General features: G+C 41.7%; 10 protein-coding genes. 1 reads left to right on the top strand and 9 read right to left on the bottom strand.

Translation table 11 applies throughout. The features are described from left to right. Window positions 1–142 precede the first annotated feature (142 nt). Both HLH16_RS06455 and HLH16_RS06460 read right to left on the bottom strand, forming a co-directional pair. Window positions 143–1,981 carry an ABC transporter ATP-binding protein gene (locus tag HLH16_RS06455; RefSeq protein ID WP_171528712.1) on the bottom strand — a complete coding sequence of 613 codons (1,839 nt, stop codon included), beginning with the start codon at window positions 1,979–1,981 and terminating at the stop codon, window positions 143–145. Beyond that, window positions 1,982–3,817: an ABC transporter ATP-binding protein gene (locus tag HLH16_RS06460; protein WP_171528713.1), complete on the bottom strand. Its 1,836-nt coding sequence runs from the start codon at window positions 3,815–3,817 to the stop codon at window positions 1,982–1,984. A gap of 286 nt (window positions 3,818–4,103) precedes the next feature. Between HLH16_RS06460 and HLH16_RS06465 the strand changes: the two genes are divergently transcribed. Continuing rightward, window positions 4,104–5,171, top strand: a complete 1,068-nt coding sequence (locus tag HLH16_RS06465; RefSeq protein WP_171528714.1) for an ABC transporter substrate-binding protein — start codon at window positions 4,104–4,106, stop codon at window positions 5,169–5,171. Between the two features lie 224 nt (window positions 5,172–5,395). Here the strand turns inward: HLH16_RS06465 and HLH16_RS06470 are convergent, their stop codons facing one another. The 7 genes from HLH16_RS06470 to HLH16_RS06500 are packed head-to-tail and all read right to left on the bottom strand — an operon-like array spanning window position 5,396 to window position 14,077. Continuing rightward, window positions 5,396–6,655, bottom strand: coding sequence for an acyl-CoA dehydrogenase family protein (locus HLH16_RS06470; RefSeq protein ID WP_171528715.1), 1,260 nt, complete (start codon window positions 6,653–6,655; stop codon window positions 5,396–5,398). A gap of 26 nt (window positions 6,656–6,681) precedes the next feature. Beyond that, window positions 6,682–8,520, bottom strand: a complete 1,839-nt coding sequence (locus tag HLH16_RS06475; protein WP_171528716.1) for an ABC transporter ATP-binding protein — start codon at window positions 8,518–8,520, stop codon at window positions 6,682–6,684. 1 nt (window position 8,521) lies between these two features. Next, on the bottom strand, window positions 8,522–9,370 hold the full coding sequence (locus tag HLH16_RS06480) for an ABC transporter permease (protein ID WP_171528717.1): 849 nt from the start codon (window positions 9,368–9,370) through the stop codon (window positions 8,522–8,524). Between the two features lie 2 nt (window positions 9,371–9,372). Then, window positions 9,373–10,527: an ABC transporter permease gene (locus tag HLH16_RS06485; RefSeq protein ID WP_171528718.1), complete on the bottom strand. Its 1,155-nt coding sequence runs from the start codon at window positions 10,525–10,527 to the stop codon at window positions 9,373–9,375. A gap of 5 nt (window positions 10,528–10,532) precedes the next feature. Beyond that, the gene (locus HLH16_RS06490; protein ID WP_171528719.1) at window positions 10,533–12,107 is read right to left on the bottom strand and encodes an ABC transporter substrate-binding protein; all 1,575 of its coding nucleotides are present in this window, start codon (window positions 12,105–12,107) and stop codon (window positions 10,533–10,535) included. Between the two features lie 33 nt (window positions 12,108–12,140). After that, a complete protein-coding gene (locus HLH16_RS06495) occupies window positions 12,141–13,346 on the bottom strand; it encodes an LLM class flavin-dependent oxidoreductase (protein WP_171528720.1) in 1,206 nt (401 codons plus the stop codon). Between the two features lie 20 nt (window positions 13,347–13,366). Then, window positions 13,367–14,077: a class II aldolase/adducin family protein gene (locus HLH16_RS06500; RefSeq protein WP_171528791.1), complete on the bottom strand. Its 711-nt coding sequence runs from the start codon at window positions 14,075–14,077 to the stop codon at window positions 13,367–13,369.

Here is a 14,077-nt window from a genome sequence, read left to right on the forward strand (position 1 = left end):
ACAATATCAAATAAAAACAACAGCTTAATTATATTTTGATTTTTTATAAGTGTTATGAAAAGTACAATAATGAGACTTTTTGTTTGAATACAAACAATTACTTAAAAGAATTAATAAAAAACCGCCCAAAGGCGGTTTTTTATTAAAACTGGATTTGGTTTTGCTGATATGAATCATATAAAAGATGATAATGACCTTTACGTTGCATAAGATTGGTATGAGATCCTTCTTCAACTACTTGACCATTTTCAATAACTGCAATCTTGTCTGCTTCACGTATTGTACTTAGACGGTGTGCAATGATAATACATGTCCGGTCCTGACACAGTTTACGTAGTGCCTGCTGAATCTTTTGTTCAGTATAAATATCAATCGCAGAAGTGGCTTCATCTAAAATTAGGATTTTAGGATCTGCCAAGTATGCCCGTACCAGACAGATGAGCTGACGCTGGCCTTGACTTAAATTTGCCCCTAAAACGCCGACTTCGGTATGATAGCCTTGCGCAAGCTCCTGCAAAATATCATCTGCGCCAAGATCTTCAATTGCTTTTACCAACTGCTCATCCGTAGCGGATGGACGAACCAATCTTAAGTTATCAAGTACTGTCCCACTAAAAAGAACATTTTCCTGAAGAACAATACTCATGTGCTGCCTTAAGTTCTGCTGCTGGATATCCCGAAGTGCATACCGGTCAATATAAATCTCACCCTGCTGCGGTTCATAAAAACGCGTTAACAGCTGAACAATAGTGCTTTTGCCATGACCTGTTGGGCCCACAATAGCAACTGTTTGACCGGCTTCTATATTGAGTGACAAATTTTTTAATACGGGTTTGCTGGTATAAGCAAAATTAACCTTACTGAAACGTATATTTCCCTGAATCACATTTAATCTCAATGTATTTACTTTATCCTGAATTTCAGGCTGGGTATCTAAAAGCAGGAAAATGCGTTGAGCACATGCAGTGCCATTTGAATAGCGGTCAAATAAATCTGTAAGTTCCTGCAGCGGTGCTAGGAATAAAAAGACGTAAAAAATACTTTCAGCAAATTGGCCAACTGTAATATACCCCTGGCTTAAGGCATCACTGCCGACAACTAACAGTCCAGCTGTTCCAATAGCCGCCAGCCATCCTGTAAGGGGTGCAAACCAACTTGTTCGAATGCTCCCTTGAATAATCGATTGATTGAAATCATGCAGCAATTTTTTATATTTTCGCCCATTTTTTTCAATGAAACCCATCTGCTGGATAATCTTAACGCCATTCACGGTTTCAACAAGATGTGCTGTGAATTTACTGCGCTCTTCAGCGACTTTACCCCAACGTTTTTGTGATATCCGTTTAAAAATACGAGTGAAAAAGAACAGTACAGGAATAATGATAAACAGTGTCCAAAAGAATGGCGGATAAATATGCCACAACAGCACTGAAGCCAAACTACATCGTAAAATTGCGGATAGCAGTTCTGGTGGCCCCTGCACCAAGACAGGTTCAAGCATGTCTACATCACGGTCGGCACGGCTAATAATGCGTCCTGCTTTGGTTTTATCAAAATAACCTATATGCAAGGACTGTACATGGTCGAAGATCCGTTGACGAAGCTGGTTAATGACTTTCACTGCGGTGATGCCTGACAGGTATTTAGAAAGCCCAGCGAATCCGAAACGGAAGATCCAACTAAGCAACAATACCGTGATAGCTAGTGTCAGGGCAGAATAATTCAGTAAAATTGTTTGCCCATCACGAATAAAACCTGTGTCTAGAACATATTTAACTACCCAAGGACGCACAAAAATCGTCAAAACCTGAAAAAACTCCACAGCAATTAAAGCAATAATCAAATGCTTCACGGGTTGAATCAGTGGAATCAAGCGGTGAAACATATTGCGTTTAATCTGGGTTTTGGCCAGTTTTTCTTCAATTTGCAAATCAGATAATTTAAGGCTAGATTTATCAGCTTGCTGTATAGTTGGATTCATCTATACCTCCTCACATACAGCTGTGGGTTGAGATGAGTAAGGCTGTTCAAACCCCATAATCTGACAGTAAAAATGGCTTTTTTGGATCAAATCTGTATGTGTTCCTTGAGTCACAATCTCTCCATGATCAAGAACAATAATCCAATCAGAGAGTGCAATGGTGGTCTGTTTATTTGAATTGATAATGATTGTTTTAGGCTTTTTCGATCCTGATGAACTTAAATCAGACATCGACTTGAGGCGTTCTAAAACATTTTTTTCGGTTGCTGCATCTAAAGCACTGGTGGAATCATCAAGGGCCAAAATTGGAGAATCTTTTAAAATGGCACGCGCCAATGAAATTCGCTGTTTCTGTCCACCTGATAACGTGACCCCTTTGTCACCAATCACAGTATCTAGTCCATGTTCCAACCGTTCCAACAGTTCCACAGCCGAAGCTAAATACAGTGCTTGAGTCATTTCTTCTGGTGTCGCATCAGGTTTAGCCACACGTAAATTTTCTGCCAGTGTTCCAGAAAAACAGAAATTTTCTTGCGGTATGATTTGCACATATTCACGCAACGCTTTGAGCTGCAAAGTTTTCGTGTCATACCAGCCCTGCTGTTCTGAACCAATCAATACCCGGCCTTGGTTTGGATCAAAAAAACGGTTTAGCATATTCAGTAATGTTGTTTTACCAGCACCTGTTTTTCCTACAATCGTCACAATTTGACCGGGTTTAAAATGGGTGTGAATATTTTTAAGCAAAGATTTGCCAGTTTCAGTCTGAAGTGTGAGTCCTTCTACTTTAAGCTCTAAACCTAAATCAGAACGAAAATCTGGCTGAACATCACCATCCTGAATATCAGGCTTCACATCAAGCATTTGCCAAATTCGTGCAGCTGAAGCTCTTGCACCAGCAAAGATATGTAACACATGACCGATACTTTCGATACGAAACACTAGCATATTGGCCATTAACAAAGCCGCGACGAATTGTCCTACCTTCAACTGCTGCTCACTGATTAAATAAGCACCAAATCCCATCACCCAGACATATAGCAAGGCAATAATAATCTGCGGTATCGGCAAGTAACGTGCGCCAAAGCCAATTGCATCGGCTGAACGCTGGATAAAATTTTGGATGAAATTACTGAATTGGTCTGACTTATCACCTTCTAGGCCAAACGCTTTAATAACTCTGATGCCATGTATATTTTCAGATAAAGAGTCACTCACTTTTTCATAAGCCAATCCAACTTGATGATCTAAAACCACCATCTTATTGGTTAAATAGAATAAGACACCCAAGCCTAAAGCAATAAATAATAGAGGTACGAGTCCTAAAAGCGGATGGTAATAGCAAAGTAAGCCAATACTCACCAGGACTACTAAAGTTGATTCAAAAACCTGACGCCAGAAGTTGATCAATGCTTCTTTTAATTTATCCGCATCACGCGTCGTTCGGGTCAGTACCTCGCCTAACCCATGTTTCCAGTGCCACTTAATGTCCAGATCCTGAACTTGCTTAAAAATTTTTTCCCGTAAAATTGTTAGCAAATCCTGACCAATGATCAGCGAAGATAACCCTCCTAAATATTGAATAATGGCACGTACCGAAGCAATTAATATAATCACAGTAAACCAAAACCAAGGATTTTGCGGATCAGTCAAGGCATAGGCAAACATACTGCTGGAGTTAGCATACTTTAAGTGATCGATGGCCTGACCAACTGAGAATTGTTGTAGCGCAATTCCGATATTCGCACCAAGGAATAAAAGTGCTGTAAGTGCAAAACGGTATGGCATATACCGATATAAAGCCAAACTTCGCAGCAAAGGATAATTTTTAAACATAAAATATGCAGTAGAACAATAGAATAACAACCTATTGCGAGATCTATGCCAGTCTTATGCTTATTTTCACTATTTTAAGTACATGTTTTTTATTGAAATATTTTTCTATTCATATTCTGGTGTTGCTACTACCACATTGAATCCAACAATCTGTTGAAATAACAACATTTTTTCAGATAAATAACGCTTTTTTTTGAATATTAAAATAATATATTTGAAATTCAATTAGTTATAAATTGGCATTATTATTGCTCCAAGTACATTATTCCTTTCAGAGTATGTACAAATGACAACAAAAAATTCATCACCGTTATCTACGGTATGGTACACACGCTGCCCTGTTCCAACTGGACTTGGCATTGCCATTCAAAAAGGCTGGCTACAGAAAAAATTTGAAGCTGACCAAATTGAAATCAAATCTCTACGTGAATCAAATTCCAAAGATATCCGTAATTCACACTTTAATCACAATTTGCAGAATTCAGTGCGTCATGGTGGCAGCATCCCTGCAATCTGGGCATATTCTTTACAGCAAAATACCAAAGTCATTGGTTTGTCTTGGGCAGATGAGGCCCAGCTGCTTTTGACACGACACGATAGCGGCATTAAAACCCCCGCAGATTTAAAAGGTAAACGTTTTGGTTTGCCTCATAATCAGGATGCTCTCATTGATTTCTCTAGAGCGCAAGCCATTCGTGGTTTGGAAAACTCATTAAAAACCGTTGGGCTTACTGTCGATGCTGTGGATCTGGTGAATACGCAGCGTAAGGATATTATCCGTGCTAAAGAACAACAGCTATTATCAGACAGTTCAGATTCAAGTTTTTATGGTGCCCGTAATCCACTGAATGCAAGTGCTGAATTGGTGGCGCTACTGACTGGAGAAGTCGATACGATCTTTTTAAAAGGCGCATTAGCTGTACAGATTGCACAAGACTTCGCTCTGCATACCATTATTGATATTGGTGCACATCCAGATCCAATTTTACGTTCAAATAATGGTACTCCACGTACGTTGACAGTAGATCGTGATTTTTTACAACAGCATCCAGAACAGGTTAAGCATATCGTTTCTTCTGTACTTGAGGCAGAACAATGGTCTCATCAGCACCCGCAGGAAACCTTGCAATATCTTGCACAAGAATGCCATAGCGCCGATAAATGGATACCCATCGCTTACGGAGAAGATGCGCATCTCAAATTGAATACCAATTTTGATGAAACCTCGATTCTTGCTTTACAAGACCTAAGCGACTTCCTCTATCGTTGGAAATTTATTCCCAACCCAATTAATGTCAAAGAATGGCTGGCACCAGGACTATATCAATCACTAATAACTGAATCGGCGGCCTGATTTTTAAATGCCATTAAAGTCGGCCATATGTTTATGGCTGGCTTTTTTTATGCAACTTTGTCTCAGAAACATTCCTTTATTTTTATACGTCTTACTCACTGAAACCTCTTCAGTAAAATTTAATGAATCTAAGACTTCTCCTAGATTTTTTGACACTTTAATTGAATTAAAAAGGGGCTGAATATCAGCCCTTTTTATCAATAAAAATATAAAATAAAAATGAATTACTTATTTAATTTGGTCACGTTTTCAGCCTGTTTTTTTAACAGTACAGAGTTATATTCACCTGGCGGAATATTATTAATGTAATAGTTCCCCACATGGTACAAACGCCATCTGATTGGATCATGTGTCGTATGTGTACGTGCGTTACGCCAGAAACGGTCTAGATTCCATTTAGATAATGTTGAGCTAGCACCGAGCAAGGCAAAAATTTCACTGGAGATTTTAAGTGATGCCTTATCTGACTGAGCTCGAGTTGCTGCAACTGACAAGATCAGCTCAGTCTGTAGTTCTTCGTCATGAACATCTTTCAGATGCTGTTCAAATATGACTGCTGAGCGGTCTAACAATGCTTCAGCAGAACGTAGTAGTACTGCAAACTCACCAATTTCTTTAATAGTATGCGGCTCATGCGCAGCTGCATCAACACCGCTTTCCACCCAAGGACGAGCATGATCTTTTAAATAATCAATTCCTGCTTGTAGTGCACCAGATGCAATGCCTGTATCCATCGCTGCATGCAAAATTTGCGGCCAAGTCAGTCCTGTACGCAAAGGAGGCTGACTAGGGCGTTTTGCAATAAAGCGCTCATCCACGACAATATTGTTAAAATTGACGGTACCGCTGACACTGTTGTTTTGGCCAATCGCATCCCAGTCGTCAACCAATTCCAATCCTGGTGTATTTCTATGCAGTAGAATAGACGCTGGCCCTTCATCTCCAGCTGCAAACAATGAAATCCACTCGGCAAGAAAAGAGCCTGTCGAATAGAATTTACTGCCGTTCAAAATCAATTGACCTGCTTCATTTCGATGTACTCGGGTTTTGTGCTCAAATTTATTTTTACCACCGACTTCAGCCAAGGCATTACCTAATCGTTTTCCAGCTAAAATATCAGCCAACAATCGGTCACGGATTTCATCACTGTAGCCTGTCAAAATGCCACGAAACATCGTGAAATGAATTTGAAGGAGCTGTCCCACACCAGAATCTGCAGCCGAAATGATTTTTACTACATTCACAATGGTCAGAACAGATGCTCCTAGGCCTCCATGTTCTTTGGGTACACTAATTGTCGTTAAGCCTGATTCTGAAATTAGTTTTGCTTGAGCATATGGTAAAGTCTTGTTATAAGCAGGATCCTGCGCATAGCTTTGCAGCTGAGCAGCCACTTCTTTTGCAACTTTAAGCGCTTCCTGCTCATTTCTTAAATGACGTACAGTACCAATTTCTAAAAAGTTTTGCTGTGTAATATCGTTCATTGTTTTTCCTAAAGCTATTACTGAATTTAAACGTAACTAAGTTGCTGATCTGAGATTGTCTGGGACGGTGTTTTAAATAATGATGGTGCATGCGCCAACAGCAGCTGCGTATATGCATGCTTGGGATTCGAGAGCACTTGATCTGTATCGCCAGTTTCGATAATCCTGCCTTTTTGCAAGACAGCAACACGGTTGGCAATCGCACGGACCACTCCTAAGTTATGGGTCACAAATAAAATCGTGACGCCTTGCTGTTGGAGTTGCTGCAGCAATTGCAAAATGGAAGCCTGTACAGAAACATCTAGTGCTGACGTGATTTCGTCACAAATCAAAATATCCGGCTGGCACAAAAGTGCGCGTGCAATGGCTACACGCTGGCGTTCACCACCTGATAAATCACGCGGATAGGCATATTTGATCTGATCCGGCAGCGAAACCTGTTTCAATACTTCAGATACGCGCTGAGCTGTTTCATCAGTAGATGTTTTGAAAAAATGCTGCTCAACTTTAGACAGCGTATGCTCAATCGTATGAATCGGATTCAGTGCTTTATACGGGTTTTGGAAAATGTACTGCAGCTTATGACGCTGCTTCAGACTACGATTCTTAGCCTGAAATGGAACAGTTTGTCCTTCAAGACTCAAAATGCCTGTCACACTTTCATTAATACCGGCAATGGCTTTAGATAATGTAGTTTTACCAGAACCACTTTCTCCCACTAAAGCAAGGCATTCACCGCGCTGAATCTGAAGATTCACATCAAATAAAATTTGATACTGTCCATACCAGGCATTGATGTTTTCAGCACGAAGTACAATCTCTTGTGTATTTAGCCCATCCTCTTGTAGTAAATGCGCTGCATGTACCTGTTCAGCATTTTTGTACCATTCCGGATGATGGCAAGCAATAAAATGCGGATGCTGTGCGTGCTCAACAGCAACTAAATGAGGCCGTTCTGAACGGCATCGTGCTGTTGCATAAGCACAACGATCGGAAAAGGCACAGCCAGGACTACGGTGATTTGGAGATGGTGCATGCCCTTGAATTGGATTTAATTCACGCTTTTCTACCACATCTGGGATTGCTTGAATTAGCCCATAACTATAAGGATGGCGCGGTTGTTCAAATAAATTCTCCAGCCAAGTATCTTCGGCAATACGTCCTGAATAAAGCACAAGGACACGATGTGCAATGTCTTTAACTACAGTTAAATCATGCGATACATAAATCGCAGCGACTTGATATTCTTGGCATAATTGACGAATGATGTTTAACACTAAACTCTGCGTCGTCACATCTAATGCCGTTGTCGGCTCATCTAAAATAATCAGCTGCGGCTGCAAAATAAAAGCCAGGGCCAAAAGTACACGCTGCTGCTGTCCGCCAGACAATTGATGTGGATAACGTTTTAAGAATTCCTCATCTGCTGCCAATCCTACTTCTTTTAAAATTTTAAGAATTTTTTGCTGGTGAGCAGATTTGCTTAATTCAGGCTGATGCACTTCAAGCAGTTCATCAAATTGCTGTCCAATTTTAAGTACCGGATTCAGTGCTGTTCCTGGATCCTGTGCTACATGTGCTATTTGGCATCCGCGGATTTGACGGATTTGCTGATCATTCAGCTTTAAAATATCCCGGCCATTTAAAATGACCTGACCAGAAATAATTTTCGCCCCATGACGAGTATAGCCCAGCAAAGCACTGGATAAAGTGGTCTTGCCGGAGCCACTTTCACCCACCAAGCCGAGTATCTCACCAGCCTGCAATGTGAAATCAATTTCCGAAATAATGTCATTACCTGTTGCCACAAGTGCTACAGACAAGTTTTTTACTTCCAGTATGGCAGCCTGCTGTTTAATGATCATATTATTTTTCCTCAATCCTTGCTGCTGCTCGACCAACCCCTTCAGCTAAAACATTTGTTCCTAGCGCAAACAGTGCAATAAGTAAAACGGGTGCCAACACCGCCCATGGCTGAATCAGCAAACCTGCACGATTTTCATTGATCATCAAGCCCCAGTCAGCTGCAGGCGGTGCAACGCCATAACCTAAAAATGCCAAACCTGAAAGCATACCGACAGCCCAGGTCAGCATGACGCCCAAATGAATCAGTAAAGGCGTCAGCATATTGGGTAAAATTTCCCTAAATAAAATATAGAGTTTCGAGAAACCTAAAATTTTGGCTGTTTCAACGTATTCCTGCTCAACGATATTCAGAGCAACACCACGGGCAAGACGGATCACTGCAGGAATGAAAGCAATCGATACTGTAACTACAATCAACCAAGGATCTCTGCCCAACATAGAAACGATGAGCAATACTAAAATTAGATCTGGGAATGCCATAAAAATGTCAGTCAACCATGTAATGAACTGGTCGGTTTTCTTTTTTGCTAATGCAGCCAAAAGCCCTAATGCTGAACCGATCAGCAAAGCAATAAAGCTTGCAGCTACAGACATCCAGATAATGGACTGTCCGCCATGTAGTAGGCGTGACCAAACATCGTGACCAATATAGTCATAGCCCAACAAGGCATTTTGGTCTACAGTGCCATATGTAAAACCGACCAAGGCAGTAGCATTCTGAGGCGCGAACAAAGGCCCTAGCAAAGCGAACAGCACAACAATAAGCGTGACGCTAAACCCGAAACGAACCTGACGTTCACGAATCAATGTTTGAAAAAATTTGCTTCGATGCAAAGTAATAATCGACATGGTTATTCTCCTTGCTCTGAGCTTGGGTGAATATTTTTCAAAGCATTACGGCGGTCTACCGGTTTCACGGTAACAGGACGACCAGACTTCCATAAGAGTGAAGCCAAGCGTTTACCTGGAGAACGAGCTCTAAAATGGCGTGCTGTACGCAAACGCGGGGTTAATAACGTCGTCAATAAATCGGCAGCTAAATTCACTACCACCACACAGATGGTTAACAGCAAGACAATTGCTTGAATGGTTGGGATATCGCGCATTTCAATAGCCGCATTAAGCGCATTGCCGATCCCCGGGTAACTGAATACTACCTCAACAATTAAGCCTCCGCTGATGAGTACCCGCAGTGATAATGCTATTGCTTGGATTGTCGGTACTAATGCATTGGGTAATACATGTTTCCAGATCACTCGATTTTCTGGAATTCCTCTCAATCGCGCAGCCACCACATATTCAGATTCCAATGCATCAATCATAGATCCACGGACTAGGCGCATCAGATATGGCGCTAAGGACAATGCTAATGTCAGCCCCGGTAATATCAAATAGTGCAATTGAGCAAAAATTGAAACATTCGGCTCAAGCAGTGATGCTGCAGGTAAAATTTGAAATACAGAGATTGAAAAAAACATCATCAGCCAAATGGCCAAAACAAATCCTGGTATAGCCTTGAATACAATCGAGCTCGAAACAATAAATCGGTCAAGGATACTGTCACGTCGTAACGCCAGCCAAACACCAGTGAAAACGGAAATAGGCACAGTCACCACGATCACCAATATGCTGAGGAACAGCGTATTGGCGAAAAAGTTTTGAATGATGTTTTTTACAGGGACATGGGAATCAATCGATTGTCCAAAATTTCCCTGCACGAACTGGGTTACCCAATTCCAATATTGAATCAAGATAGACTGATTTAGCCCAAGTTGCTCACGCAGCACCTGCACAGTTGCTTCAGGTGCCTCTGGCCCTAAAATCACTCGTGCGGGATCAGAAGGTAGTGCTTGTGTTGCAATAAACACAATTAAACTGATGACAAAAACCACCATCAAGCCGGAAAGTAAACGGCCAGCAAACCAAGGGAACCATGCAGGCAGTTCCCATGTTTTTTTTTGCTCTTCCAGGCGCGTATTCACCAATTCAGAAGTTTGTGTAGTCATATTTCTCAGCCTTTTTTCCAAAAGCCATCAGTACGCCATGCAGCAAAGCCGGTACGGTCAGGAACAATACCGCCAATATTGGTACTGTGGGCATCGATGACATTATTAAAGCCCCAAATCAGTAAACCACCTTCTTCATGCTGGATTTTTTGAGCTTGATGGACATAGATTTTTCGTTTTTCTAAATCTGCTTCCTGAAGTGCATGCGAAACTAAATCGTTAAAGCGCGCATGCTGAAAGCGTGTTTTATTATTAGCAGCACCTGGACCATCAATTTGTAAAGCTGTCAGCAGAAATGGACGTGATACATTTGAACCAGTGACAAAAGGCCAATCCTGCTTCACTGCATTCGCAAAAGTTGCTGGATCGACCTGCTTCACATTGACTTTTACACCCGCTTGGGCAGCATGCTGAGCAAACACCAACGCTGCATTGCTGTCAGGTCCGGTATACAAACTCACAGTCAAATTATTATCAAAACCTGCCTGTTTCAGTAGTTCTTTGGCTTTTGCTAAGTCTTGACTGCGCTGGGGTATAGAATGGTTATAAACAGGATCACTAAACGAATACAAATCATTCGCTATACGCCCCTGTCCAACCAATGCGCGTTTAACCAGATCATCACGGTCAGCAATTAAGCGAAATGCCTGACGTACACGAGGATCATTGAATGGAGGTTTAGCCAGATTCATTTCGAATGATTGATAGGCATCAGTTTCTGAAGAAACAACCTGCAGACGCTTATTGGCCTGAATTAAAGGAAGATGCTCAGCGATAATGCCTGAAGCGACATCAATCTGACCGGCCTGAAGCGCAGCTAAACGTCCAGTTTGATCTTTGAAATCAATAATTTCTATTGCATCAGCATAAGGCTGATCCGCTTTCCAGTAATTTTCAAATCGGACAAATCGGGAGCGCTGACCCGGTGTAAATTTATCTAATTTATATGGCCCGGCGCCGACCGGATTGTTCACTGGATCATAATCTGTAGGAACAATTCCGCCCCAGCTCATCCAAGCTTCTGGTAAAGCTACTAGGCCTTTTCCTGCTTGGAATGGTATCTCAATGGTGTAATCATCGCGCTTTTTAATTTGATCGCGTTCCAACGAGTACAAATAAGATGCGTAAGGTGATGCCAAAACTGGATCAGTCAAACGGCGTAAGGAAAAAATGACATCATCTGCAGTAATGGTTTTGCCGTGATGGAATTCCAATCCTTTTTTCAAACGGATAGTCCATAACGTACCATTGGCATTTGGCTCTGCGAATTCAGCCAAAGCCAACTTTGGCTGGATATTCGTTCCCCATTCCCATAATTTTGCATATAAAGGCCAAGCGCGGAATGCACTGGATAAGCCCACAGGCTTATGTGCATCCAAATTGCCAGCCTGATTGCCATTAATTACGCCAATTTTTATTTCACCACCACGCTTTGGCTGTTCCGCTTGAGCAGATGCCTCAGCAGTTTCAGCGGCGTGCTGATCAGAGCGAGAACAACCCAACATACTGCTCGCAACCACTGCTCCAATCCCCAATACTCCTGTCTGTTTCAACAATTCTCTGCGAGTAATATTTGTCATTGTTCTTGCCTACTTTTTACGATTTATGCTCTGTTAAGCAATAGTACGCTGCTGCAGATGGGTTTGAATTTGATTGTTTTGGTGTTGCTTCACTTTAACTGACGGCACTTCAAAGCCATGGTCTAAATCAAGCAACGGGAATAACAGGTGCGCGACACGGTAAGCTTCACTAATCAGCGGAAATCCCGACAAAATAAATGCTGATGTGCCGTAACTTTCATATTCTTTAATACGCGCTGCGACGTTTTCTGCACTACCAACCAATGTCGTTCCGGAAGCTGGACCTAGGATGTCAAAACCAAACCATGATGGGCCTGTCCAAATATTTGGATAGATTTCAAAGTCACGCGCTTGCGGCAATTTTCCTGCACGCAATGCTTCTAAGTTGTGCTGAACTTGCGGATCTGGACTGATATACGTATCAAAATCAGCACCTGGCGGAAGCTGGCGCTTAACTGCCTGAATGGCATAATCCACATCAATTTTATCCAGCAATGATTGGGCGTATTCCCAAGCTTCTTTTTCTGTTTCACGCACAATAATTTGCAGGCGTGTGCCATATTCCAAAGTGCGGCCAATTGAAGCTGCTTTTGCCGCGACCTTGGCAAATTTTTCGCCCAATTTTGGCGGTGTATTGGCAAAACTTAGATATACATCCAGCAGCTCTACAGAGTGCTGCATCCCCTTATCTGAAGTTCCTGCACCCCATAGCTGAACACCTTTAAGGTTTGTTGGACCATGCCATTTACTCATTGGCGCCCCGCCTTCAACTCGAGGCGCAATTTTCACGAATTTACCGTTAAAACCGTTACGATCGCCTAAATAGTTTTGCTGGAATGCTGTCCAGTATTCTTTACTGAAGTCGTAGCGTTCATCATGTGGATAATGAATACCCAATGCAGCTAAACCAGCGTCATTGCCATTGACAACATTGAACAGCAAACGACCTTTTGAAAATTCATCAAAGGTTTGTGCGTACTTAGCTAGCACTGCAGATTTTACTTCACCTGGATGCTGCGCCACTAAAAATTTAAGATGCTTGGTAAAAGGGATCAGACTGGCAGCAACCGCTAAGGTTTCATAGCTGCTTGTCCCCATTAAAGAGCCATAAAAGCCTAATTTGTCTGCAGTAAAAGCCACCTGTTGCAAGTGCTCATAATCTGTTTCCCAGCGTCCATCTTCAAGCCATGGATACGGACCATCTGGTGCGGTGAGATACCATAATATTTTTACAGCCATTTTATTTTCCTCAAGTATCTTTAATCAGCTAATAATCCAAGTGCTTTCGCTTTTTCAGTTAAGCCACTCATTTTCCATTGCTGTTGTAATACACCTGGACCATATTCACGGCTGCCGCCAACCAGTTCAGCCAGTAACTGAATTTGTGCACCTTCTTCTAGCAATAAGATAAATTCGGCAGTTTCTTGCAAGCCCTTGCGACCCCATACTGTTGCACCTCCATTAGCTTCTAAAATTGCACGGTTCTCAATATCTACTTTCAGCTGGTCTAAAATAAAATCTACTTCCGCTTGACGGCGGTCAATATAGTTCGGCAGCTCTTTGAATAAATGAAAACGCTGTACTGGAACATAACGTACAGGTAAAGTACGGTGAGTTTGTGCCCATGCTCCTAAATTTGGCGCATGTACATGTGAAATAGTCGTTACATCGGCATGCTCACGAAACAGCTTGTTATAACGACCTCCACCTGCTTTTCGACCTAAAATCACTTCACCATCCAATGTTTCAACAGAAACCGTACTTTTCACATCACGTTTCCACGGACCGGCATAATTAATCGTAATCAGTTTGTCTTCAAATGGTACACGTTCCACAAAGTTCACTGTTCCATTAGCAGTGATGGTATTGCTTTGACGAAACACATCAAAAGCGTATTCAGCAATTTCACGCTGCTGATCAATAAAAGTAATGAGTTGTTCAGATAATGGTGTTTGGATAATCGTCATGAT

Source organism: Acinetobacter sp. ANC 5378 (genome assembly GCF_013004315.1).
GTDB lineage: Bacteria > Pseudomonadota > Gammaproteobacteria > Pseudomonadales > Moraxellaceae > Acinetobacter.